This is a genomic window from Thermogymnomonas acidicola, from assembly GCF_014646795.1.
GTDB classification, from domain to species: domain Archaea; phylum Thermoplasmatota; class Thermoplasmata; order Thermoplasmatales; family Thermoplasmataceae; genus Thermogymnomonas; species Thermogymnomonas acidicola.
Genome location: NZ_BMNY01000001.1, coordinates 90,754 through 114,333, shown reverse-complemented (window position 1 = coordinate 114,333; position 23,580 = coordinate 90,754). Strand labels below are relative to the sequence as shown.

At 55.5% G+C, this 23,580-nt stretch carries 22 protein-coding genes and 1 tRNA gene; 10 read left to right on the top strand and 13 right to left on the bottom strand.

All coding sequences use genetic code 11. The features are described from left to right. Position 1 precedes the first annotated feature (1 nt). Genes IEW66_RS00605 through IEW66_RS00590 form a run of 4 tightly spaced genes read left to right on the top strand, consistent with a single transcriptional unit; the run spans position 2 to position 3,067 of the window. Positions 2-1,231, top strand: a complete 1,230-nt coding sequence (locus IEW66_RS00605) for a SufD family Fe-S cluster assembly protein (RefSeq protein WP_188679424.1) — start codon at positions 2-4, stop codon at positions 1,229-1,231. Continuing rightward, positions 1,224-2,480, top strand: coding sequence for an aminotransferase class V-fold PLP-dependent enzyme (locus IEW66_RS00600; protein ID WP_188679422.1), 1,257 nt, complete (start codon positions 1,224-1,226; stop codon positions 2,478-2,480). The genes IEW66_RS00605 and IEW66_RS00600 overlap by 8 nt, the downstream gene beginning before the upstream one ends. After that, the gene (gene sufU / locus IEW66_RS00595; protein WP_188679420.1) at positions 2,477-2,854 is read left to right on the top strand and encodes a Fe-S cluster assembly sulfur transfer protein SufU; all 378 of its coding nucleotides are present in this window, start codon (positions 2,477-2,479) and stop codon (positions 2,852-2,854) included. The genes IEW66_RS00600 and sufU overlap by 4 nt, the downstream gene beginning before the upstream one ends. Beyond that, complete coding sequence (locus IEW66_RS00590; protein ID WP_188679418.1) at positions 2,855-3,067, top strand: ferredoxin; 213 nt, start codon at positions 2,855-2,857, stop codon at positions 3,065-3,067. On the opposite strand, the gene IEW66_RS00585 is transcribed toward IEW66_RS00590, so the two are convergent. The 3 genes from IEW66_RS00585 to IEW66_RS00575 form a co-directional block, all read right to left on the bottom strand. Further along, positions 3,064-4,521 carry a glycine--tRNA ligase gene (locus tag IEW66_RS00585; RefSeq protein WP_188679416.1) on the bottom strand — a complete coding sequence of 486 codons (1,458 nt, stop codon included), beginning with the start codon at positions 4,519-4,521 and terminating at the stop codon, positions 3,064-3,066. The genes IEW66_RS00590 and IEW66_RS00585 overlap by 4 nt on opposite strands. After that, entirely contained in the window at positions 4,511-5,359 is an 849-nt protein-coding gene (locus IEW66_RS00580) for a CBS domain-containing protein (RefSeq protein WP_188679414.1), read from the bottom strand. The genes IEW66_RS00585 and IEW66_RS00580 overlap by 11 nt, the downstream gene beginning before the upstream one ends. A gap of 327 nt (positions 5,360-5,686) precedes the next feature. Further along, positions 5,687-7,018 carry an MFS transporter gene (locus IEW66_RS00575; protein ID WP_229657398.1) on the bottom strand — a complete coding sequence of 444 codons (1,332 nt, stop codon included), beginning with the start codon at positions 7,016-7,018 and terminating at the stop codon, positions 5,687-5,689. Between the two features lie 265 nt (positions 7,019-7,283). Between IEW66_RS00575 and IEW66_RS00570 the strand changes: the two genes are divergently transcribed. Next, positions 7,284-8,210 (top strand): nucleotidyltransferase family protein, encoded by a 927-nt coding sequence (locus IEW66_RS00570; RefSeq protein ID WP_188679412.1) that lies wholly within the window; start codon positions 7,284-7,286, stop codon positions 8,208-8,210. 109 nt (positions 8,211-8,319) lie between these two features. Further along, positions 8,320-8,676, top strand: coding sequence for a DUF6015 family protein (locus IEW66_RS00565; RefSeq protein ID WP_188679410.1), 357 nt, complete (start codon positions 8,320-8,322; stop codon positions 8,674-8,676). Between the two features lie 5 nt (positions 8,677-8,681). On the opposite strand, the gene IEW66_RS00560 is transcribed toward IEW66_RS00565, so the two are convergent. Then, positions 8,682-9,044, bottom strand: coding sequence for a hypothetical protein (locus IEW66_RS00560; RefSeq protein WP_188679408.1), 363 nt, complete (start codon positions 9,042-9,044; stop codon positions 8,682-8,684). Positions 9,045-9,181: 137 nt separating this feature from the next. On the opposite strand from IEW66_RS00560, the gene IEW66_RS00555 reads away from it, so the two are divergent. Beyond that, the gene (locus tag IEW66_RS00555; RefSeq protein WP_188679406.1) at positions 9,182-10,315 is read left to right on the top strand and encodes a cation:proton antiporter; all 1,134 of its coding nucleotides are present in this window, start codon (positions 9,182-9,184) and stop codon (positions 10,313-10,315) included. A gap of 112 nt (positions 10,316-10,427) precedes the next feature. Beyond that, positions 10,428-11,099 (top strand): GntR family transcriptional regulator, encoded by a 672-nt coding sequence (locus tag IEW66_RS00550; protein ID WP_188679404.1) that lies wholly within the window; start codon positions 10,428-10,430, stop codon positions 11,097-11,099. Between the two features lie 12 nt (positions 11,100-11,111). On the opposite strand, the gene IEW66_RS00545 is transcribed toward IEW66_RS00550, so the two are convergent. The 3 genes from IEW66_RS00545 to IEW66_RS00535 all read right to left on the bottom strand — a co-directional run bounded on the left by IEW66_RS00545 (position 11,112) and on the right by IEW66_RS00535 (position 14,351). Then, positions 11,112-11,336 carry a hypothetical protein gene (locus tag IEW66_RS00545; RefSeq protein WP_188679401.1) on the bottom strand — a complete coding sequence of 75 codons (225 nt, stop codon included), beginning with the start codon at positions 11,334-11,336 and terminating at the stop codon, positions 11,112-11,114. A 57-nt stretch (positions 11,337-11,393) separates the two neighbouring features. Next, positions 11,394-12,701: an MFS transporter gene (locus tag IEW66_RS00540; protein WP_229657397.1), complete on the bottom strand. Its 1,308-nt coding sequence runs from the start codon at positions 12,699-12,701 to the stop codon at positions 11,394-11,396. A gap of 216 nt (positions 12,702-12,917) precedes the next feature. Continuing rightward, complete coding sequence (locus IEW66_RS00535; RefSeq protein WP_188679398.1) at positions 12,918-14,351, bottom strand: APC family permease; 1,434 nt, start codon at positions 14,349-14,351, stop codon at positions 12,918-12,920. Between the two features lie 330 nt (positions 14,352-14,681). Here IEW66_RS00535 and IEW66_RS00530 point away from each other — a divergent pair. Both IEW66_RS00530 and IEW66_RS00525 read left to right on the top strand, forming a co-directional pair. Next, positions 14,682-14,754 (top strand) — tRNA-Thr (locus IEW66_RS00530). A 163-nt stretch (positions 14,755-14,917) separates the two neighbouring features. Beyond that, positions 14,918-15,748, top strand: coding sequence for an alpha/beta fold hydrolase (locus IEW66_RS00525; protein WP_188679397.1), 831 nt, complete (start codon positions 14,918-14,920; stop codon positions 15,746-15,748). A 275-nt stretch (positions 15,749-16,023) separates the two neighbouring features. Here the strand turns inward: IEW66_RS00525 and IEW66_RS00520 are convergent, their stop codons facing one another. From IEW66_RS00520 to IEW66_RS00495, 6 genes are all read right to left on the bottom strand, one after another. Then, positions 16,024-16,314 (bottom strand): hypothetical protein, encoded by a 291-nt coding sequence (locus IEW66_RS00520; RefSeq protein WP_188679395.1) that lies wholly within the window; start codon positions 16,312-16,314, stop codon positions 16,024-16,026. 56 nt (positions 16,315-16,370) lie between these two features. Then, entirely contained in the window at positions 16,371-17,048 is a 678-nt protein-coding gene (locus tag IEW66_RS00515; RefSeq protein WP_188679393.1) for a hypothetical protein, read from the bottom strand. Between the two features lie 277 nt (positions 17,049-17,325). Beyond that, on the bottom strand, positions 17,326-18,378 hold the full coding sequence (gene gmd / locus IEW66_RS00510; protein ID WP_188679391.1) for a GDP-mannose 4,6-dehydratase: 1,053 nt from the start codon (positions 18,376-18,378) through the stop codon (positions 17,326-17,328). A 45-nt stretch (positions 18,379-18,423) separates the two neighbouring features. Further along, the gene (locus tag IEW66_RS00505; protein ID WP_188679389.1) at positions 18,424-19,365 is read right to left on the bottom strand and encodes a hypothetical protein; all 942 of its coding nucleotides are present in this window, start codon (positions 19,363-19,365) and stop codon (positions 18,424-18,426) included. Positions 19,366-19,455: 90 nt separating this feature from the next. Next, the gene (locus tag IEW66_RS00500; RefSeq protein WP_188679387.1) at positions 19,456-20,202 is read right to left on the bottom strand and encodes a glycosyltransferase; all 747 of its coding nucleotides are present in this window, start codon (positions 20,200-20,202) and stop codon (positions 19,456-19,458) included. A 101-nt stretch (positions 20,203-20,303) separates the two neighbouring features. Beyond that, entirely contained in the window at positions 20,304-23,306 is a 3,003-nt protein-coding gene (locus tag IEW66_RS00495; RefSeq protein ID WP_188679385.1) for a thermopsin family protease, read from the bottom strand. Positions 23,307-23,580 lie beyond the last annotated feature (274 nt).

The window sequence follows — 23,580 nt, the reverse complement described above, 5'->3', positions numbered from 1 at the left end:
CATGGATAACTACCTGGACACACTGAAGACAAGGCTCAACGACAGTGCATATGAGTACAGGAGGGATGCCTTCCTGGCCTTCCTCAGGGCCCCGGTGAGGGACTACAAGGAGAGCCCGACGGTAAAGGACTACGTTGAGATAGGGAAGAGGGAGGTCGAGGCACTGGTCTACCAGGACGCCTCATCGTCCCAGCTATCCACTGCGACCCGTGAGGACGGTGAGGACGCGGCCCTGTACGGCCTGAACTTCTCAGTGGGGAAGGTGCAGCCCGGGGTCATCATAACGGACATGCGCGGTGCCATGGAGGAGCACCTGGAGACGCTGAGGGCAAAGGTCTTTGACAAGTTCGGGGACGACAAGATCGAGTTCCTGATCAACTCTGCCTGGCAGAACGGCTACTTCATAGAGGTGGCCGACGGCGCCACTGCGCAGGTCGACATACACGTCGAATGGGACTCACGCATCTCGTATGCACTGAAGAATGTGGTCATAGTGGGCAGGGACGCGAACCTGAGGCTCTTTGAGCATGACATGAGCACAGGCCAGGGCGACGGTGTACACGGCAAGACCATATACTTCATAATGGGGCAGGGCTCCAAGGTGGAGTTCAACTACCTCCAAGAGAAGGAGAAGACGACAACGGACATCACATACGTGAAGTCGTTCCAGGACAGGTACTCTGCCTTCAATATCTACCACATCAACTACGGTTCAGCCAAGGTGCTCTTCAGCAACGAGTCCCAGCAGGCAGGCGACTACAGCGACTTCAGGGTCAACGGGATAAGCTTCAGCGCAGGCACCCAGAAGATGGACATCAGGGACAGCAGTTTCCAGCTCGGTATAGGGTCCACATCTGACATACAGGTGAGGGGCGTAGTTTCAGGGCAGAGCGTGACAATACACAGGGGGAACGTTGACCTGGAGGAGGTGGCAAAGAAGTCCTCGGGTTTCTACGACTCCAAGATACTCCTCCTCTCCAAGGAGGGCTATGCAAACTCCAAGCCAGGCCTCATGATAAAGAACAACGACACCAGGTCCAAGCATGCCTCTGCCATCAGCAGCCTTGACGAGGAGCAGGTCTTCTACCTGAGGTCCAGGGGCATACCTGCGGGGGAGGCCAAGAGCATGGTGGCTGAGGGCTTCATAGCCTCAGTGGCCGACAGGGCAAGCCACCCCAGGTTCAGGAGCGCAGTGGAGAGGTTCGTGAAGGAACTGGATATAAATGCTTGATGTCGCAAGGATCAAGCAGGACTTCCCGATTTTTCAGAACAACCCGAACCTCGTATACCTGGACAGCGCAGCAACCACACAGAAACCAAGGCAGGTAATAAATGCGGTCAGGGAATTTTACGAGAACTACTGCAGTAACGTCCACCGCGGCATATACAGGCTCAGTGAGAGGGCCACGGAAGAGTTCATGGGCGCAAGGGAAAAGGTGGCCCGCTTCATAGGGGCTGAGGAGAACGAGATCGTCTTCACGAGGAACGCGACGGAATCCCTGAACCTCCTGGCCTATACCCTTTCTCGCTCGCTCTCTCCCGGGGACGAGATCCTCCTGACTGTGATGGAACACCACTCCAACATAGTGCCGTGGCAGCTCGTATCCGGCGGTAGGTTCAGGATAAGGTATGTGGATATAGACGGGCATGGCCTCCTGGACATGGAGGACCTCAAGAGCAAGCTGAACAGGAGGACAAAGGTGGTGAGCGTCACGCATGTGTCCAACGTCCTGGGCACTATAAACGACCTTCAGGAGATATCAAAGATGGCGCACGAGAACGGTTCAGTATTCATAGTGGACGGTGCCCAGGGTGTGCCACACATGCCCGTGGACGTCTCGAGGATCGACTGCGACTTCATGGCCTTCTCTGGCCACAAGATGCTCGGGCCCAACGGTTCAGGTGTGCTTTACGGGAAGTACGAGATGCTGAGGTCTCTCCCTCCATTCCTGGGCGGAGGCGAGATGATACAGACCGTCAGCACTGAGCAATCAACGTTCCTTGACCCTCCCCTGAGGTTCGAGGCTGGCACGCCCGACGTGGAGGCTGCAATAGGCCTGGGCGCCGCAGTGGACTACCTTGAAAGGATAGGGATGGCTAACGTGAGGGAACACGAAAGGGGCCTCATGAGGTATGTGCTGGAAAGGGAAGGGGACCTCGGCCTGGCGTCGCTGGTTTCCTACGGCCCGAGGGATGTGGAGCGCAGGGGAGGGGTTTACACATTCAACCTTGGGGAGATCCCGCCTCTGGACTCAGGCAAGGAGATAGCGTTGGGAAAGGCGATACACCCCCATGACGTCGCGTCATCCCTGGACAGGCATAACGTCGCGGTCAGGTCGGGCCACCACTGCGCGATGCCCCTGATACACCGCCTTGGTCTTGTGGCGGCATCAAGGGCGTCATTCTATATATACAATGACAGGAGTGACGTGGATGCCCTCTTCGAGGCCATAGAGAGGGCAATGGAGGTGTACGGATGAGGGATGAGGATGAGGCCATCGAGATAATACTGGACCACTACCGCTCCCCGCACAACTACGGGGAGATCGAGAGCCCGGATGACCAGATACTTGAGTACAACCCGGTGTGCGGAGATGCGGTGAGGCTGACGGTCAGGTTCCAGGGTGACGTTCTCTCAGATATAAAGTTCGTGGGCCGCGGCTGTTCCATAAGCCAGGCCTCCGCGTCCATACTCACGGATACAGTGAAGGGGAAGACAGTGTCAGAAATATCAAGGATCACTGAGGAAGATATTTTAAGAAACCTCGGCGTTTCCCTTGGGCCAAACAGGGAGAAGTGTGCCCTCCTGGCCTACAATGCCCTCCAGAAGATAATCAGGAGGAGGAAAGGCTGAATGGTCAAGTACAGGATAAGGATCGACAGGGAGAAGTGCATGTCTGATGCCATATGCACCGCGATATGCCCGCAGTTCTTCTACATGGACGACGAGGGCAAGGCGGCGGTGAGCAGGGAAGTCGTGCAGGAGAGCGAACTGGGCTGTGTCATGGAAGCCAGCAAGTCCTGCCCGGCGGGCATCATAAGTGTCGAGAGGGAGGGGCAGGCCTAGACTGCCTCCCTGCTCTTCCAAAGCCCTTCAAGGAAAGATAGGAGGTCGCTGCTCTCAAGCAAGTCCTTTGCCTGCACCCTCACCTGCTCCGCGGTGTCCCTGAACCTCACAGTCACGCTGTCGTCCTCCAGCGTCTGGTAGTCCACAGTTATGCAGAAAGGCGTACCTATCTCGTCCTGCCTGGCGTACCTCTTCCCAATGGAGCCGCTCTCGTCGTAGTATATGTAAGGGTCCTTCGCCTGCAGTGATTCGAAAAGCTGCCTCGACCTCTCCTCAAGCCCCTTCTTCTGGAGGGGGAAGACAGCTGCGTGGTACGGCGCCACGTGGGGCGGGAGGCGCAGCACCCTGAAGCCGTTGCTCCTGGTGTAGAGGGAGGTCATGAGCACTGCCATGAAGATCCTGTCGATCCCGTATGACGGCTCCACAACGCAAGGCAGGATCTCCCTGCCGTCCACGGTTACCGTTAGGGGCTGCCCGGAGAACTGCTGGTGCCTGCTGAGGTCGTACGTGCCCCTGTCAGCTATCCCAACCACCTCAATCCACTCGTCATCAAGGTTGGCCTCAGCGTCCCAGCTGTCGCTGGCGTAGTGGGCCAGCTCCTCCTTCTCGTGCTGCCTGAACCTGATCTTCCCCTTTTCTATGCCCACGGATGTGAGGATCCTGTGGGTCTTGAGTATGAAGTATGCCAGGGCCTTGTTCTTCACTATGCCTGTTTCGAATGCATCCCTTGGCGTTGCCCTCACTGGCCTACCTGTGTTGGGGACGAAGAGGATCTCCTCATAATCCGGTATCTCCTTCCACTCCTTCCTCTCTGGATCGAGGAAGACCTCCACCTCGCCCTGGGTGAACTCCCTCATCCTTATGAGGCCCTGCCTTGGCGATATCTCGTTCCTGAAGCCCTTGCCAAGCTGTGCGGCCGCCATCGGGAGCCTGTTCCTGGCCACGTTGTTCAGGAGCCTGAAGTTCACGAAGATGCCCTGTGCGGTCTCAGGCCTCAGGTACAGGGTTTCCTCCTTCCCCTGAACTGGGAACATGAGGTTGAAGTCGTAGGCTTCCCTCAGCCTGGCACCGCACTCCGGGCACTTCACCTCCACAGAGGTGAGGACGCCGTTTGCCTCCTCAACGTTCAGTGGCACCTTTCCTATGCCGTTCCTCTTCAGCACGCTCTCCAGCTTGAACTTGCTCCTGCACGAGGGACACTCCACAGCCAGGTCACTAAACCTGTCTATGTGGCCCGATGCCTTGAACACAGGCTGCGGTGCGAGGACAGGCGTGTCTATGAACACGGCCCCCTCTCTCATATACTCCTCCTTCCAGACCCTGACGATGTTGTCCCTCATGAGGACGCCCAGCGGGCCGTAATCGTAGAAACCCCTTGTACCGCCGTAAACAGAAAAGGAAGGCCAGAAGAAGCCCCGCCTCTTCGCCAGTTCTATGACTTCCTCATATATCATTGAAGACACCCATTATGTCTATATCGTAGAGCATGCCTGCCAGCCTCTCGCTGCTCTCCAGGACGGGGAGCTGGTTGTAGTTCCCCTCCATCATGATCTTCGCTGCATGTGAGAGGGAATCGTTCACATAGACCACCTTCGGGTCCTTCACCATGATCTCCTTGGCAGGTATCTTGGGGAGTGACACATGAGTTCTCTCTATCACGTACGTGACAACGTTCCTGATCCCCGTCCAGGACCAGGGGTCCTCATCGTCTGCTATGCCGGATTCTGTTGGAGTCCTGGTGCTCTTCAGGTCCACGTGGTCGAATATGTCTCTGTCAGTTATGAGGCTCACAAAGTCCCCGTTCTCATCGACCACCGGGCACGCATATGTCTTGGATACCCTGAATATCGTTGGCAGGACGCTGATCGGCGTGTTCTCCCATATGGGGAACGCCGTCCTCCTTATGACGTCCTTTACCTTGACGCCCGAGAACCTCTCAACCACTATTTTCATGAAGTTCTGCGGCGTCAGCATGCCGACAACCTCGTTATCCCTGTTCGTCACAGTCAGGTGCCTCCTTCCCTGCCTGAAGAGCTCCCTTGCCGCGGTCTCAATGCTGTCATCCTCCAGGACGGTGTTTGCCCTCCTCATGACCATGGCAGTCTGGCTCTCGTTAGGGTGCTCGAATATGTCCCTCCTGCTTATCACGCCTGCGTATTTTCCTCTCTGGTCCACCAGCGGCAGGCCGGTTATGTTGTTCCTTATCAGGACGCTCACTACCTCCTGTATGTTGCTAGGCACCCGGTACCTGATCGGATCCCTTGTCATTATGTCCCTGACCCTTACCTCCATCGTTCACACCCTTTCCAGAAAGACGTGCATGGACATGCACCAGCCCTCACACGGCCCACCCCGCCCCTGGGGGTCCCTGCCTGCCAGGGAGGCCCAGACCCCTCTCACCGCACATGAGGTTCCGCCGCGGGGAACACTCTCTCAGCGGCCACTCTGGAATATATATATTCCAGTTGGCCTTCTCTCCGCAGGCCGCAGTACCCCATGCCCCAGCGAGTTCTGACCAGGAGCTTTTGGCCCAGGTTTGGGAAATACTATGGTTTCTGTGTTATAAAGCCTTTCCATGGTGCACCACTGTCCCGTAAGCCTGCGGTAGGCCCCGAGGGTTCAGAGTTTTGCGTTGACGTCCATGCTCTGCACTATCTTTTCCAGGCTCTTCCTCTTCGTCTCCGGCGCGAGCGCTATGGCTATCACCAGCCCGACCAGGGAGAAGAATGCGAATACCTCCAGGGAGCTGAACACGCTGAAGTAGGGGAAAAGTACAACGCCCATTATCGCACCTATCCTTGATATGGCTGTGGAGGTTCCCTGGACTGTGGACCTGACGCTTGTCGGGAACAGCTCCGCCGGGTAGAAGAGGGTGACGGCCCCAACCCACTGCTCGAACAGGACAAACAGGAAGAAGAAGGGTATGAGTTTCAGCGGCCCGCTTATCCTGACGAATGAGCCCAGGAAGAGCAGGACTGTCATGACAAGGAATCCCACTATGGTCAGGTACCTCCGCCCTATGTTCTCTGCGAGGCCGAAGGCGACCACGTAACCTACAATCGCGCCCACTGCTATTATCATGCCGCCCTCGGCTATGAGCCTGATGTGCCTGTCGAAGCCCAGCTCGCTCAGTATTACAGGTGAGTAGAAGCCTATTCCGTATGCAGCTACGTCGAAGAAGAACCAGGCCGTGAAGACGAAGAAGGCCATGAGTGCGTACCTGCCCCTCATTATCTCGCTCAGCTTGCTCCTCTGCGGCCTCCCGTTGGCTATGCTCAGACCCCTGCTGCCCGTTATCCTCTCTATGGACTCCTCAGCCTCCCTGTACCTGCCCCTGGATACCAGCCACCTGGGGCTCTCCGGTATGCGCAGGCGCAGGAGTATGATAGGTATTGCCATCAGGCCGCCTATCACGAAGGTGTACCTCCAGAAGTCGGTGAACGGGGCGAAGGCGTAGTTCATGGCGGACGCCATCAGGGAGCCCACCCAGTAGAGGCCAACCATGCCGATCAGCAGGCTGCCCCTGTTCCGTACTGGCGCGAACTCGGAGAGCATGGTGGAACTTATCGGGTAGTCACCGCCTATTCCCACGCCGAGTAACAGGCGTGAAACGAAGAGCATGTAGAAGTTGACGGATAGGCCCGAGAGTATGGCGAAAACGACGAACAGAATGAGGTCCATCCCGAAAACTACCTTCCTGCCGAACCTGTCCGCGAACCAGCCCAACAGGGGGGCACCTATGGCCATGCCCACAAATGAAGACACATTCACAAGCACGTGCTCTGTGAGCGTGAGCGATAGCTGGGCCGGGATCACGAGCATGGCGAGCGTTATTATGGACAGGTCGTAGCCATCCAGGAACAGCCCCATAGAGGAGAGTATGAACAGGCCCCTGTGTGTGGACGTCATCCTGGAGTTGTCAAGCACCTCAAAACCTTCCAGCTCAATCACCTCTCTCAAGTCAGGGACCGGCCATTAAACAGGCACGGTTACAAGCAGGCACTGTTTTAACTCCACACCTTGAGGGTGATATGCAAGTATTCATTCAATGGTATATATCATTTTGGACAGCCCTCAACGCTGATCGCCGAAGGCATATGGCCTCGAGTACGCAATTCACCCGTGACATACAGAAAGGGAGTGCTGCGCCCTCTGCCCACTCCCATCCACGGCCCAGGCTGGTTACTTTTTAATCCTAAACTACGATCCACGTTGCATGATAGGTGCCATACTGGCCGGTGGCTACGGTAAGCGCCTTAAGCCTTTAACTGATGAGATACCTAAGGCCCTTGTCCCCATAAAGGAAGGTTACACCATCATGGACAGGCAGCTCTTCGACTTCAGGGTCATGGGCATTGAGGAGGTCTATATCCTCTCCGGTTACCTTGGCCAGAAGATAGAGGAGAGGTACGGCGATGAGTACATGGGCCTGAAGATGAGGTACCTGAGGGAGGAGAGGCCCATGGGGACGCTCTTCTCACTGAGGAACCTTATATCTCATGTGAGGGACGACATAGTCCTCAGGAACGGGGACACGATAACCGACATGAACATGAAGAGGTTCCTGGAATACGCTGCGAACTCGAACTACCAGCTCCTCATGTTCGTGGTGAAGATGAAGAGCCCGTACGGCATAGTTGAGACGCTTGGCGACCAGGTCCTCAACTTCGTGGAGAAGCCATTCCTGAACCACTTCATAAACGCTGGGTTCTACTACATAAAGAGGGAGGCGCTGGACATCTTCTTTGAGGACTACCACGGCAAGGACCTGGAGACCACTGTCTTCCCGAGAATGGCCAGGAGGAAGATGGTGGGCGCCTACACCGAGGACACCCTGTGGATGGGAATAGACAGCGAGAAGGACCTGGAGCAGATCAGGGAGGAGTACAGCAACAGGGAGGACATGGAGTGGGGCTACAGGAAGGTGATCTTCAGTGACGGCAGGAGGACTGTGAGCGAGGTGTTCGTGAGGACCGGCGAGAGGGCCAGTGTGGATGACGGCGAATCGATACTCAGGATTATAAGTGGCCTGGCGGAGGTGAACGGCAAGGCAGTGCACACGGGGGATGTGATCCTGGAGGAGGGAAAGGCCGAGATCACAGCGTATGAAGACACGAAGGTGGAGGTCATTTGCACCCGTTGAGCGCACGCACTTCAGCGTTAGCTCTGAGGGGTCCCAGGTGAGCGCGAATATCAGATTATACAGACAGGGCAAAGTTTAACTAGGGTGTCTTAATCAAACCAAGAACTCGATGCCCGTGATGACCAGAGAGGTGTTGATTAGCGCTCTGGACAAGGTCTACGGAAAGAGAGGCATGGGGAAGAAGGACATAGAGGAACTGTGTGACTTCATACTTTCGTTCTTCGGCTACGAGGACTATGTGCTGGACAACGTCCTCACCTCGCCTGAGAGGGATGTCTTTTACAACCTGGAGGAGTACGGCATCCTGACAACTTACAGGGAGGAGGTGAACATCATCAAGGGGAAGACCTGGAGGATCAACCAGTGGACCTACAACAGGGAGAACATAAACAGGATACTCAAAGGCGAGGACGAGCGCAAGAAGGAGGAAAACATATACGACGAGATATTTAGGGAGCTGGAGTAATCAATTCACCCCATTTTCTTCCTCTCCCTCAGCGCAAGTGCCAGCGCAGTGATGGCCCCTGCTGCCAGGACAGCCTTGCCCGTCCTGCTGTCCAGGAAGAAGTGCCTGACCGGCATCCTCAGTGCATCGTGCCTGTCAATGTGAACTTCGTAGTATGTGCCGAAATCCCTGACGTGTGCGCCCATGCCGGAGGACGGTATGGAGCACCTCCAGTCGGAGCGCTGCCCGTGGGGCTCCCCAACAGACCTCTCAAACATGCCACTCTCTTCCGGGCCACAGGGGAACTCATCCTTGGGAATCTTTACCGATCCCATTGCCAGTGCAAGGGCTATGGCCGTGTTCCAGGCATCAGGGTAACTGGTGAGCACATTTGTGAATGATCAGAATAGTATTTATCCGTTTGGCGTCTCAGGAGTACCGCAGAATGGACTGTGCAACGGCACCCGGAAGGTGATGTTTTCTGGACATCTTTGCCTCGCTGCTCCTGCTCATATTCGTCTCAATAGTGCTAGGCCTGGCAGGGCAGAGGTACAATATAACGGATGTTGTGGGTGCACTTGCCACAGGCCTCATACTCGGTCCATTCGGCCTCGGCCTGATAACACCTGACCCTGCCATGAGCGGGATCGAGGACATCTCGCTCTTCTTCATAGTTCTCCTCATAGGCGTTGAGGTCACAACCGACCTCTTCAGGGCCCACATGAGGAAGGGGGTGCTCTTTTCCTTCACAAGCTTCGCTGTGCCCGTGCTGATCATGGTCTTCTTCATAACTGAGCTGATGCACGTCAGCACCTACACGGCAATAGCATACTCCGTCTCCGTTGGAGTGCCGTCAATATCCATCATATCCGTGCTCATACTGAAGGGAGGGTACCAGAACACCGCGGACGGCCAGATCATTCTACTGAGCGTTGTGCTCTCCGACATGGCCACATTCATAGTGATAGGTGCCATAGGGAGGAACGGGATACAGATAGTGTTCCTCCTCCTCATAATATTCCTGTTCTTCATCCTCCTCTTCCTCCTGGACCTGGTGCTCAGGAGGAACACTGAGAGGATAAGCAACTTCTTCGACAGGATAACGTCAGAGGAGAGGGGCGAGGACGTGGCAGTGGTGTTCGTCATAATCCTCGGCCTCCTGGTCTCTGAGATATTCTCACAGCTGGGCATCTCCTTCATCCTCGGCTCATTCTTTGCAGGCATGATAATACGCGAAGACATGATAGGGAAGAGGTTCTACGGGATACTTACAAGGACAATCAGGAGGTTCAACAACGGCTTCTTCATCCCCCTCTACTTCAGCATAGCGGCCCTCCAGGCCACGAGGCCACCAGTGAGCTTCATGATGTACCTGGCAGTTGCCCTTGCCTTCTCTTCAGGCGTGGGGGGCCTGCTCAACTACCTCACAGCCAGGAAAGTGAACCACTCGGTCATGCCCAGGACAACTGTTGGGATCCTGGGTGGCAGGGGTGCGGTGGGTGTTGTCGCAGCCACCCTGTCGCTCCAGAAGGGCCTGATAGGCGGCGGGCTGTACGCGATAGTCCTGCTCGCCACGGTGCTGCAGGCCCTGGTCATGCCACTGTTCATAAAGAGAGGGGAGATGGAAGAATCTTTAAGGACCCAGGAGGAGGCAGTTTAGAACAGGGCAAAGGTCATATGGAATGGCTCCCCACACCAATTTTTGGACAAATGTTAAATAATAAACAAGTGTTTATATCTAGTGTAATACTTATCTCTAGGCGGAGGATCATATGGACGCACAATCCCAGCGTGAGAAGGACAACCTCTCTGAGGTTGCCTACAGGTCCCTGATCAACAAGATAGTGTACGGGGAAATCCACATGGGCCAGACCCTGACGGAGACGCAGCTGATAAAGCTGCTCGGAATGAGCAGGACCCCGATCAGGGAGGCCCTGATCGCACTGGAGACCGAGGGCCTCCTGTTCAGGACCGGCCGTTCATTCTCCGTGCTCTTCCTGTCCGCAGAGGAGATCAAGGAGATGTACCAGGTAAGGGTAATACTGGAGGCGGAGGCTGCCAGGCTATTTGCCAAGAACGCCACGGAGGACAACCTCAGGGCCCTGGCTGCGGTTCTTGATGAACTGAGGAAGCTCAACGAGAGCAAGAACCCTGAGCCATACGTGCTTGCAGATGTATCCAGCAGATTCCACTCCACCATCGCCGCCGGCAGTGGCAACAGGTACGTGGAGAAGTATGCCAACGACATAAGGCTCAAGCTGAGGGTCGTTAGGGTGAGCCTGTTCACAAGCCTTGACAGGATGAACGACGAGCTGAAGGAACACACGGAGATATTCCAGAGCCTGAAGGAGAGGGACTCGGAGGGAGCATGGAAGAAGATGTACGAACATGAGACGAAGACAATGCAGTACGTGATTGAGAAGGTGATACCGAGGCTGGTCTGAAAAGGAGAATTTTCAATTCTGTTTCTGTTCCCTCCTCCTGAACGTGCCCCCGACCACTGCCAGGAGTATTATGCCTATGAGTACAAGGACGAAGAAGACTATTAGGTAGTCTACCCTTCCAGCCACCAGGTGGCCCACCGGAACGAAGAAATCAACCCAACCTATGTAAGCGCCAACTATTACCAGGATGATGCCAACCAGCACCATCACCAGCTTCTGTACTGTTGTCATTGCCATGTGAGTCCCATACCACGTTGTTAAATAAATTCTTTCGGAGATCCGTTTTAACCTCCGTCAGGCCAGGGGCCTCCCCCTGGTCTCCGGGGCCAGGGCGAACGTTACCCCGAAGCCTATGAACTCAAAGACCGCGAAGAAGAGGAGGCCATAGGAGATGTTGAGGGAAGATGTCAGGAGGGGAAAGGCAAAGACTCCGAGTATTGCCCCGACCCTTGAGGCCGAGGTTGCCAGGCCCATGCCTGTGCCCCTGGACCTGGTAGGGAATAACTCCGCAGGGTATAGGTACGTTATGTTCGTGGGCCCAATGTTGTGGAACAGGTGCATGAGGGCGAACGCAAAGAACGTGGCCAGGAATGGTATGCCCGTCCTCAGGCTCGTGAGTGCAAAGGCGAGGAGGGAGACCCCAGCGAGGAGGAAGCCTGTGTACTCGAGCCTCCTCCTTCCCACCCTCTCGATGAGCGCAAGGCACACCAGGGTGCCGGCGATGACCGGAATCTCTTCAAGGAGTGTGCCCACGATGCTCGAAACATAAGTGCCGCTTGATGATATGAATATTGAAGGCGTGTAGTTCCAGACCCCGTAGCTCGATACATCGTAACAGAACCATGCCAGTGATGTGAAGAGCACGAGGAGCGTCATGTTCCTGAGGGAACCGACACCGATGTTCCTGTCCACCTCTGGCGGCTTCACGTTCTCCACGCCCGCGTACTTGCCAAAGTCCCTGACGACCTCCCTCGCCTTTTCCTCCTCGCCCGCCCCCTCGAGCCAGTAAGGGCTCTCAGGTATGCCCCTGCGGCTCAGGATCACCAGGACAGGTATCACGGCACCGGTGAAGTACATCACCCGCCACGCCAGGCTGCCCGTGAACAGCACTATCGGTATCGAGATGGCATAGAATATGATGGAGCCTATGGTCCATGAGAATATGTTGAAGACAAGGAACCTGCCCCTGGATCTCAGTGGCGAGAACTCTGCCTGTATGGAGGAGCTTATGGGGTAGTCTGCGCCTATACCCACGCCGGCAAGTGCCTGGAACGCGAAGAACTCATAGAAGTTATGCGATAGCCCTGTGAGGAGCAGGAAGACCGCAGTGAGTGCCAGGTCGTAGGTGTAGATGGTCTTCCTTCCGTACCTGTCCGACAGGTTCCCGAAGACAAGGCTGCCCAGGAGCATGCCGATGTATATGGCGGACGAGCCCAGGGAGACCAGTATGGCTGCCGAGAGTATGGTGTGCTTCAAGTATATGTATGCTGTGGAAAATATGGACAGGGCATAACCGTCCATGAGGACGCCCATTGAGGAGAGGATTGTGATTATGCCGAGTGGCCTGGTGACCCGCAGGCTGTCAAACTTTACGTACTCCACGGAGTGTCATTGTCACGCCACATAATAGTCTTCCGGGGCCGGTGCCACGGGGCTTCCCTGCCTCCCAGCTTTACACTGCGGGGCAGGGAGGATCACGGCCGGGCTGCAAGGGTGGTGCATGGCCTGCAGCCACCTGCCTGTGCATCCTGCCGAATGGCCATGGCAACAACCTGTCAGCATCCAATGTCAGGTGGGGTCAAGGGCCATGGCCCGCGCTCACTTCTCCCCGTAAATCTGTTCCTGGACAAGCACGTCCGTGAGTCCGGCCCTCCTGATCCTGTCCTGGTGGTTCCTGGCATATATGGCTATTGCCACAGTCGATATGGCTATGAAGACGACCGCAGTTATTATCGAATAGTCCACAGGGAACACGGGAGGATAGAGGCTGTAGAACATGGCGACGAGCAGGATGGCTGTGGCTATGGCTGGCAGTATGACATGCTTGGCCAGGCTCATCTCTCCTGCCTTCCTGAACGTGATACCGAGGCCAACGTTGCTCAGTATGTGGCCTATGAACAGTGCAACGGAAGATGCACTGATCAGGTATAGGAAGCCGTTGCTGGGCCCCATGATGAGGCCAGTGACAAGGGATACAATGTAGCCCACCGCTGCCAGTGTTATTATGGAGACGTAGGGTGTCTTGTGTACCGGGTGGACCCTGGCGAACACCGAGGGCCCAAGGCCATCCCTGCTCATGGAGAAGAGCATCCTCGAGCTTGTGTTGAGTGGGGCCAGGGAGCCCGCAAAGAGGCTGTTCACGATGAAGGCGAAGAGGACAACAGTGAAGGGCAGGCCAAGGAACCTGTCAGCGACGATGAGGCCAGGCACGCTGGACTGGTAGAACTTTGACATCTTCGATATGCCCCACCCCACGGTCAGTGCGTAGGACGTGAGGACGAACACAACGCCTGTTATGAGGAAGCTTATGAGGAGGGCCCTCCTTATGTTCCTCCTGGGCTGCTGTGCCTCTTCCCCTAGCGTGACAACGGCGGATGAGCCAGACATGGAGAATATGGCAAGGACCATGCCTACTGCCACGGGGGCGAAACCTCCTGCAGGGGCGGGGGTGAAAGGCGCAACCGAGTTCCTTGGGCCTAGCTCCACTATTATCACCACCGATGTCACTATGAGCAGTGCTATCTCTATGGCTGAGGCCGTGAAGCTGTAAGCCAGGGACGGCTTTATTCCCAGGTAGGCTATCACAGTGAGTATTGCAATGAACGCCGTCATTATCGGGATCCATGTGTATGTCCCGATGTTTATGTGAAGGAAGTACGCTATCGTCCCTGGAATGAAAACCCCTGAGGTGAAGAGGATGGAGTTGGTTATCACCATGAAGTAAGAGAACCACATCATGTAGCCTATGACCAGGCCGTACCTCGGCCCAACCCCTCTCGCGTTGAAGGTGTAAAAGCCGCCAGCACCGTTTATCTTTGAGGAGAACTGGTAAGGTGTGTTGATCCACACGAGCACGCCGAATATGGATATGATGTAGGCGAGGGGTAGTGATCCCCTGGCAAACTGGGCCGCTCCTGTGAGCGTTGCGGCGACCGCACCCAGTGGGGCTATCATCGCTATCGACTGGCCGAGGAGGGAGTAGAACCCGGCTGCTCCTCTCTTCAGTGTCTGCGCTTCGGAAATGCCATCCATCCAGTGAAAAATTGCATCCTTGTATATAAATGAAGATGTTAATATGCATCTTAATAAAATACGTAATAAATAATATTCACTAGAATTAATCGATGAATTTAGTGTCCTTGCATCAGTTAAGGTCTCCGGATCCACCTAGCATGGTGGGGCATAAATGCACAGGTATCCAGTTATGGTTGACGCGGAATCAGGGCTATGTCCTCCACAGCATTCCCGGTCTGCTGTGCGCTTTGGATCGTATATGTTACTGAAGAGAAATGTTTTTGTGAATCTTGAACTATCCCACGGCAACAGGGCTGTGGATTCAGGGGAGATGAGGATCCCTGCCATGCCACCGTAGCTTAGCAGGTAGAGCAGCTGATTCGTAATCAGCAGGTCGGGGGTTCAAATCCCTCCGGTGGCTCTCACACCCAGCCTGGTCTGACACACTGTTTCTCTGCAGGGTTATGTCTTCAAGGATACTGGCAGGAACCTGGTGCTCCCAAGGCTCTCCACGCAAAGGGCCAGTCCAACTGTCTTCCACCGTACCGGCAATGTATTAATAGACTACAGGCATGTTATGTACCATGCCGTTCTGCCGCTCCTCTGACGGGACGAGGATACACTACGTATCCATAGGTGAGGGTGAACCGCTGATCATGATACAGGGCTTCAGCTGGGACCTCACTGCCTGGCACTTTCAGCTCGAACTGGCGTACCGCTACAAGCTTGTCCTCATAGACAACAGGGGTGTGGGAAGGTCCGATAAGCCCGAAGCACCATACACCATGGAGGCATTCGCTGATGATGTTCGTTCAGTCCTTGAGAGTGAGGGCATAGCCTCTGCCAGCGTGCTCGGTTTCTCCATGGGTGGCATGATCGCCCAGAGCCTTGCATTAAGGTATCCCGACCTGGTTGATTCTCTGGTACTTGTATCCACAATGCCAAGGCTTGAGACATCCCAGAGCATCGATGCCCGGTACATTGAGGGCGTGATGAAGATGTACGATGATTACGGCACATTCCTTTCCACGCAGGTCAATATAGCGTTCAGCGAGCACTGGATAGAGTCAAACAGGGACGTGTATGAGAACTTCGGCAGGCTACGGTATGAGCTCAGGATGCCGCAACATGCTTACCTGAACCAGCTAATGTCAATGCAGACAGATCTGTCTCAGAAGATAGGCAGTATAAGCGTGCCCACAACTGTATTTCACGGGGACAGCGACAGGCTGGTCCCACAATCCAGCGGCAGAAGGCTATTCGAAATGATACCTGGATCGAGGTTCCTGGTCTTCAGGGGTGCCGGCCACGCGATCCACATAGAAAGGTGTTACGAATTCAACAGGCGGGTTATAGAACACATGGATATGTTTCGCAACGGCATTTTCAGGAGGGAGGGCCCGGTAATGGTTTAACCCTTGGGCACTGCCATTGCATGAGGCGGACTTCCAGGCATGGTAGCAGGGTGATGATCAAAATGTGACCCACTAACCAGGTCCGCCGATTATCCCTCCACAGGGCCCATATCCGGTACAGGATCTGCGGGAGGCGCTCAGGGCCCGGAAATTGTAGCCATACAGCCTCTTCCACACCGCACGCAAGCGCTGGTGTCTCTCGTGAACCTCCCTGTTTAGTGATAATGCTATGGAATCCCGTTTTAACCTTGCTGGTAGGACATAACACGGCTTTCTCAGAACAGGGAGGCGACCACAATGACCAGGAGGAACGAGACCGCCGCATAGGCTATGTAGTAGGCCATTGAACTGTTCATGAAGTTCCATGAAACCCAGCCGCAGGCCTTCCTGAAGGCCCTCACCGATGATACTATGATGGTCAGAAGCCTGTCAACCAAGCTGCTGGACGGGCCACCGGGCTCTGCGCTCGTCCTGAGTATCCTCCTGAGCATGAGCCTGACGTTGCCGGCGAATGCCGAAGAAGAGAACCCATCGGTTGGCCCTGAGCCCCCGTTCCACACCTCCACGGCCCTGGCCCGTGTCCTGGGGAACGAGACAACCGCAATGCAGGAGAATGCTACAGTCAGGGCGAGGACGTAAATTGGGGACAGCAGGCCAAAGTCAGCTGATGAGAACTCGACTCGATCATCAGGCCTCTCGCCACAAGGACCTGTGGCAGGCCACCGATGAAGGTTTCCGGGACGAATGCTGTAGATAAGGCAAAGAGCACGACCAGGAGTATGCCGGTAGCCAGCACGGTGGCACCCTCCAGGCCGTGTCGCCTTGCTCTGATCCTCCTGAAGACTCCACTGAACGAGAGTACCTTGAAGATGGCACCGGTGGCCATACCCTCCGATATGGCAAGGACCGACCCGGATACCATTGCAACAATCCCCTTATAGCCGCCGGCGTAGGCCTCCATGAAGAAAGATTCAAGAAGCATCCATGTTGCAAGGCCGCACAGTGTGGGAAAGAGGCCTGAGGGTGACAGGAATGACAGTGTCCCTCCAAGGGTTGCCAGGCTGTCAGCTTCACTGGCTGCCTCTCCATCTCCTGTATTTGAGCCCAGGGAGAGGAAGAGCCCTGTCTTCCCCAGGGAATGGGCCAGCGAGAAGAGAACAATGGCTGTCAGGACAAATGCCCTCAGGATCGTGTCCGTGCTGAGCAGGTAAAGGCCGAAGGCTGAAAGTATCGCTGCCTGGTTTTCGATTGTGCTGAAGGCTGACAGAGCTCTCGGACTGTCTGGGATGTACGCATACATGGGGGCGAAGACCAGTGAGGCACCTCCTGCTATCAGGAATAGCAGGGCAATGTAGTGGGTATAACCGATGCAGTAGGCGTCATCATCCCTTCAAAGGGCGATTTTCCGTGGAGACGCCAATCCACGTGCCCGGCTAATCGCGGGTCTATATATAAAAATTTTCCGACCATTCTCCCCGGGGTGCCCCTGCGCGTTGGCTATGTCCGGTGGGGGGTTGAGGTGCCAGTATCGCCGGTGGCACACCTCGGGCCTCAGGGCATGGTTCCGGCCCCCAGAGTCACGTGGTTTCCCTGTCTACCCTGACCTTTCCCTGCGCGTACCTCTTCATCTCGCTCTCCACCATGATCCTTACGAGTTCCCTGAAGGTTGTCTTTGGCCTCCAGCCGAGCAACTGCTGGGCCTTGGAATAGTCCCCCCTGTAATTGTCGGATTCAAGTGGCCTGTAGAACTCCCTGCTGACCCGCACTATCACCTGCCCACTGTCCCTGTCGATGCCCACCTCGTTCAGGCCGGAATCCCTCCACTCCACATCTATGCCGGCCACACCGAAGGCCTCAGTGGCAAACTCCCTGACAGTGTGTATCTCCCCCGTGGCAAGCACGTAGTCGTCAGGCCTCTCCTTCTGGAGCATCATCCACATGCCCTCCACATAGTCCTTCGCGTAGCCCCAGTCCTTCCTGGCATCCAGGTTGCCCAGGACGAGAGGTTCTGTGTCACCGTTGGCTATCCTAGCCACCGCCCTCGCTATCTTCATGGTGACGAATTCGGGGCCCCTGACCTCGCTCTCGTGGTTGAAGAGTATGCCGTTGCACATGTAGAGGGAATAGGCCTCCCTGTACACCCTCACCGTCCAGAAGCCTGCGAGCTTCGATATCGCGTAGGGGCTCCTGGGATAGAGCGGGGTGTTCTCGTTCTGCGGGGTAGTTTTTGGCTGGCCGAACATCTCTGAAGTGGCAGCGAAGTAAAGCCTGCTGGAAGGCGAATAGTCCCTTATCGCGTTCACGACGTTCAGTGTGCCACCTATGTTGATGTCGTATGTGGACGCTGGGTTCTGGAAGCTGTACGCCACGAAGCTCTGGGCCGCGAGGTGGTATATCTCATCGTACTGGTTCTCCTTTATGAGAAGGCTGAGGAAGGTTCCGTCAGTTATGTCCCCGTAGTGTACCTGGAGCCTCTCCCTGTACTGCCTGGGCATCCTCTCAAGCGTTCCCTGGCTCATCCTGCTGTTCCTCCTCACAGTCCCGTGGACCTCATAACCCCTGTCCATCAGGAACTGTGTCAGGAAATAGCCGTCCTGGCCGGACACTCCGGTGATGAGCGCTTTCTTCATGCTGGGCTATATTGGAATCAATCTAAAACATTTATGAAAAAACACTTATGAAAGTACCGCCACCGCCCCTTCCCTTCCCCTGCCGCCAAGTGAGAGGGCTGCAGAGCAGAGGAGCCCGAGGAGGATTGGTACAGACGTGAACAGGTAATAGGAAAGACCGGATCTCAGTGAGACTATGGAGAGGACTATGGGGACAAGCAGGACGGCCGCTCCCCTTGGCGAGAGCACCATAGAGGCCAGTATGGTGAGTGCCACACCGACCGAGAGGAACTCACCGCCGGTGACGTACAGTATGGAGGCGTTTATGTCGCTGTGCCCGAAGGCACCGTTGAATATGTAGTGGAGGTTGAAGTTGTAGTATATGGCTGTCAGCATGAGGAGGAAGAGTGCGAACATCACCGCCACCAGGTAGTAGTCCCTGGGGAGGCGCCTGTAGAACCGGTAGATGTAAGTGTAATAGGAGTACATGGCTGTTACGATGAGAGGAATGGTGCCAGTTGTCATCGATGCGGCCAGGAAGAGCATGGAAGACCTGGGGTATCCGAGGCCCTTCAGGTATACGGATATCAGGAACAGGGTCGGGAAGAAGTAGCTGAGGCTGAACACAGTCAGGTCTGAGGTGAAGACCGTCATAGTCGTGAGGTATAGGAGGTCCAGGGCCAGCACCTCCCTGGTGCCCATGTTCCGGCTGAAGGCAAGGAGGCTCAGGGGGACTATCCCCATGGTCACGAAGATGAACTGGAAGATGAGCATGAAGATGTACGAGTGCCACACATAGTACACGGGTATCAGGGCAAGGTAGAAGAGGTAACTTATGTCTATGGGCCTGGTGTCCTGCGGGGTCACCCTGAAACCGTATGAGACAACCCCCTGTATGTAGGCGAGCTGCGATGGGTCCGCACCTGCTATGTAGGGATACAGTAATAGGACGAGGGCTGTGGAGTATGCCACGCTGACTGAATACACGACCAGCTGTGATTTGTCCAAGGCAGACCGATCCAACGCATGGCTTCCACGTACCTCACCTTTAACCGCTTGGAACGTACCTTTTCGCTTCGGCCACAGTCTGGAAAAGGATTACTTCAGGGCAATGTCAGGCTGCCGGACTGCGGTCGCTATCCTCCTGCTTGCCTTCCTGAGGAACAGGTTCTGCCCCATGTAGTTCTTCACGAAGCTCAGCCCCCTGCCCACGATCTTCGAAGAGCCCCTCTCCCTCTCCACGAATGTGTACGGCACTTCCTTAACCGTACACAGTGGGTTGTAGGCCAGAACGTACAGGAGGGTTTCATATGAACCGGGCATGAAGTCTATGCCGGCGAACATTTCCCTCCTTGCTGTGAAGAACCCGGATATCGGGTCTCGTATTCTCTTCGACACGGGCAGGATGGTGTGGCATATTAGCACAGCTGTGCGGCTTATTATGCCCCTTACCGGGTCCCTCCTCGCGCCACCTCCCTTCACGTACCTTGAGGCAACTATCACATCGTATGCGCCAAGGTACCTTGACATATCCACTATGTATTCAGGCGGGTGCTGGAGGTCACCGTCGAGTATCGTGACATATTCGCCCCTTGCCTCCCTGGCCCCGAGGAGCTCTGCGTGCACCAGGCCGAGCCTGGCCCTCTGCATTACGGTACGCACGGAGAACAGGTGCCTCCCGCTCTGCCTCTCTATTTCCTCAATGGTCCCGTCTGTGCTTCCGCCGTCCACGAAGATGACCTCGACCACAGGGGCGTCTTTCGCAACCGAATCGATCCTCCTGAGGAGGGGGCAGACGTTCTCCCTTTCGTTGAGCACCGGTACTACGACTGAGATCGAGTGCACAGAAAATGAAATGTTGAAAGAGATTAAACGGGTGTGAAAAAGAAATAGGTAATAATTTTACTCTCTTCCCTCAACAGATCCTTGGCCTGTTCCCTGTTTGCTCACCTCTTCCTGACCCTCACAGCCAGGCTTGCACCGACACCAACAGCGACCACTGCTATCAGGCCTATCACCAGGTAGCCGAGAGGCACTATGGAGCCAGCGGGTGCGTGGTAGCCACTGATCTGGTTCAGCTCCGCAGTTATGTTTCCATACTGCGTGTGGATCTCCGCGAGCTGCCCGTTTATGCTCGATATCTGACCCATCATGGTGCCTATGCTCGTCTTTATCAGCACCTCATTGTTGCTCACTGCAGTTATCTGGGTGTTCAGGGAAGCCAGGCCAGTCTGCACCTGCCCGAGGGCTGTCTGCAGCGTCACCACCTGGCCATTTATGCTCTGTATGCTGGCCGAGAGCTGCGACAGGGTTGCTGTGGTGTTGCCCAGTGCAGTCTGTATGGTGGCTATGTTGCCCTCTATGCCAGATATCCTTGCCTGCAGCGCAGTGTAGTCTGCCTTCATTATGCCGAAGTCAGTCTGGAGGAGCACGTAGGTGCCGTTTTCCTGCTCCGATAGGCCTATGATCCTGGCGTTCAGCTCGCTCAGCGTCGCGTTGACCTGTCCGAGCAGTGTGCTGATCTCAACCGAGTCGCTGCCGTTCATTGACGTTATGAGGGCTCCGTTGCCTGGGACGAGGGTGAGGTGCAGTATGAAGGTCGGAAGCGCGTACATCTGCGGCCCGTACTCGAGGATCACGGAGACGTTGAACGTGGTCCCTGGCTGGTCGTTAGGCATGGTTATGTACCCCATGGCCTCGTTGCCGTGCACCGTGACCAGGGCTGTGGTGAGCGGGACGCCGTTGAACAGCACTATGGCGTTGAGGAACCTCGCCTGCGGAGCGTTCATGGATATGTTCGTCCACTCTGTGAACTGGATCAGCTGGCCAGGGAAGGCGTTCAGCGTGGAGAGTTCGAGCATCGCGTTCGTCGGGTAGTAGTCACCGCCTATTGCTATCAGGCCATTGTCGTTGTACGGCACAGTCCCGTTGTAGTTCCACCACCAGTTGCCTCCCTGGAGGCCATACCCGTCTATGTTCCCGGTGAGGGTGTAGCCGTTGAACACCATCACTGCCGATGCGGGCTCTAGCGTCACGTTCCAGGTGTTCATGTAGGGTGCGGGGTTAATTGCGGTGAAGTATGACAGGAAGCCGTTGTTGTAGATCAGGTTGCCGGAGGAGAGCAGCCAGAGGCCCACAAGGCCTGAGAACGGCAGGAACACGTTGTGCCATATGACGTTGTCGGTGGAGTTGAGCAGGTACAGGCCACCGCTTGCGTACGGGTCAGGGTTGTAGAACAGTACTCCACTCGTGTATATGTAGTTCGAATCAAAGAGTGCGTGCGTGACGTTCTCGCCGTATATGCTGAAGGGCACGAAGCTGTCGAGGAACAGGCCGTTGGCCATCGAGTCGTAGAGGGTGAAGTTTGAGGCCATGAAGAACTGGTAGTTCATCTGCGTAGTTATGGGTACATTGACCAGGCTGTAGTTCAGCAGCATTACAGGCATCATGTTCATGTCGACGTAGTCAGTTGTGCCCCATAGGAACACTCCCGGGAACACGGGGAACAAGTAGTCATTGCTCTCTCCGAATATCGGGTCGATGACTGTGTACGGTGTGGTACCCACCATGTACATCGGGTTGTTGAACAGCACGTACGGGTTGCTCAGCGTGCCGTTACCGGATATCGATATGTACTTCAGCTGTGAGTTCGTCATCGCTATGAGTGGCGTGTATATGCCAGCGGACATGTTCATCGTGAGCTGTGTACTGAACTGCACTGACTGTGTTGTCATCGACTGTACTGTGAAGTTCACCGGGGTGTAGTCTGAGAGGAGGAGCTGGCCTGTTATCTCCGTGCTCGGCACTGTGAACCTGTAGTCTCCGTTGACAGTGAGCGGGACGTAGGCCGCTGACGTCTCGTTGAACGTGCTGCCTGTGTTCACGAACATGAACGTGTTGGGCGGCGTTATCTGCCCACTGAAGGTGTGCAGGCTCGCGTCGTTGAGACCCCACATGCCGTAGAGCAGCGAGGGCCCAACGCCCAGGTAGGCAGTTGTGCCGTGCCAGTAGACGTTCACGCCCTCAGAGGTCTCGCCCGTGTCGGTCCCGAAGTCATAGGCACTCGGGACGCTCTGGTAGGACATCGTTGTTGTGTTCATGTAGTAAAGGTTCATTGTGCCGTTCAGCTGGTATGCCGTGGTCGTTGAACCGCCACCGGGGCCACCTATCATGATCTCGGCGTCGTAGAGCAGGAAACCTGTTGGCGTTATGGTGTTGCCGGATATGAGGTAGTAGGGTGCAGGCGTGGGCATTGGAGGCATCACACCCATGCCGCCGGTTGAGTTGAACATGACCTCATCGTAGGACCCGGACATGCTCACACCGTTGTGTGTCACGGTGTAGTTGAAGAACACTGTGCTCTCATTGTCGATGACTGTTGAGTTCAGGTACAGCTCCACGGAGAAGGGTGGGGCTATGGTTATCGTGGGCCCGATCGTTATGTAGACCTCGTCAGAGTAGACCTGTCCCCTGCCACTCAGTATGCCGTTCGGCGGGAACGCGAAGGTGGGGGTGGAGAAGTTCCATATGTTCAGGACAAACTGCATCTCGTGTATCCTGGCGTTGTAGAATATCACGTTCTGTGTCCAGTAGGAATAGCCTGTGACGTTGAACAGCGTCACGTTCTTTATGACAGCGTTCAGCTGCACTGTGAGGCCGGTTGTGGAACTGCTGGGCATGTTCACTGTGTAGAGAGAGCTGAAGCTGGCTGATCCGGCGATGCTGGGCGTCGTCAGATTGTATGCCACCAGGTGGCCGTTCTCCATCATGACGCCTATGTCACCGATACCCATGGGCGCAGGCGCGGCCTTGTAGAGGGGTGTTACGACCCCGTTGACCATCTTTTCATCGTGGTTCAGGTTCGGAAGGTAGACATACTTGGGGTTAACGCCGCTCTTTTCCAGTTTAGCGAGCAGAGAATTCGCTGCAACAGAAGGTGGCGCCTGCACGGAAGGAGAAACAACACTCGCTGCTTGCTGTGTGTGTAAGGCGGAATCTGTCCCGGCACTTGTACTCCCTAGGCCAAGTGGAACAGCGACAGACAGAGCCATCGCCAGCACTATGGCCAACGCTAGCCATCCTTTGCGATTCATCATCTCCCCTGCCTTTTAGGCCATTATAAATTGCAAGACTGGAATAAATGATAATGAAACAATATTACGTATACAAGTTTCAGAAAAGTTATACGGCCAAAGTGAAGGGTAACAAACTTACCGGCCCCTG

Excerpts from the sequence above, each read along its gene's own strand:
- IEW66_RS00605 (WP_188679424.1), top strand. The coding sequence starts at position 2 with ATGGATAACTACCTGGACACACTGAAGACAAGGCTCAACGACAGTGCA.
- IEW66_RS00600 (WP_188679422.1), top strand. The coding sequence starts at position 1,224 with ATGCTTGATGTCGCAAGGATCAAGCAGGACTTCCCGATTTTTCAGAAC.
- sufU (WP_188679420.1), top strand. The coding sequence starts at position 2,477 with ATGAGGGATGAGGATGAGGCCATCGAGATAATACTGGACCACTACCGC.
- IEW66_RS00590 (WP_188679418.1), top strand. The coding sequence starts at position 2,855 with ATGGTCAAGTACAGGATAAGGATCGACAGGGAGAAGTGCATGTCTGAT.
- IEW66_RS00585 (WP_188679416.1), bottom strand. The coding sequence starts at position 4,521 with ATGATATATGAGGAAGTCATAGAACTGGCGAAGAGGCGGGGCTTCTTC.
- IEW66_RS00580 (WP_188679414.1), bottom strand. The coding sequence starts at position 5,359 with ATGGAGGTAAGGGTCAGGGACATAATGACAAGGGATCCGATCAGGTAC.
- IEW66_RS00570 (WP_188679412.1), top strand. The coding sequence starts at position 7,284 with ATGATAGGTGCCATACTGGCCGGTGGCTACGGTAAGCGCCTTAAGCCT.
- IEW66_RS00565 (WP_188679410.1), top strand. The coding sequence starts at position 8,320 with ATGCCCGTGATGACCAGAGAGGTGTTGATTAGCGCTCTGGACAAGGTC.
- IEW66_RS00550 (WP_188679404.1), top strand. The coding sequence starts at position 10,428 with ATGGACGCACAATCCCAGCGTGAGAAGGACAACCTCTCTGAGGTTGCC.
- IEW66_RS00545 (WP_188679401.1), bottom strand. The coding sequence starts at position 11,336 with ATGGCAATGACAACAGTACAGAAGCTGGTGATGGTGCTGGTTGGCATC.
- IEW66_RS00535 (WP_188679398.1), bottom strand. The coding sequence starts at position 14,351 with ATGGATGGCATTTCCGAAGCGCAGACACTGAAGAGAGGAGCAGCCGGG.
- IEW66_RS00525 (WP_188679397.1), top strand. The coding sequence starts at position 14,918 with ATGCCGTTCTGCCGCTCCTCTGACGGGACGAGGATACACTACGTATCC.
- IEW66_RS00515 (WP_188679393.1), bottom strand. The coding sequence starts at position 17,048 with ATGTATGCGTACATCCCAGACAGTCCGAGAGCTCTGTCAGCCTTCAGC.
- gmd (WP_188679391.1), bottom strand. The coding sequence starts at position 18,378 with ATGAAGAAAGCGCTCATCACCGGAGTGTCCGGCCAGGACGGCTATTTC.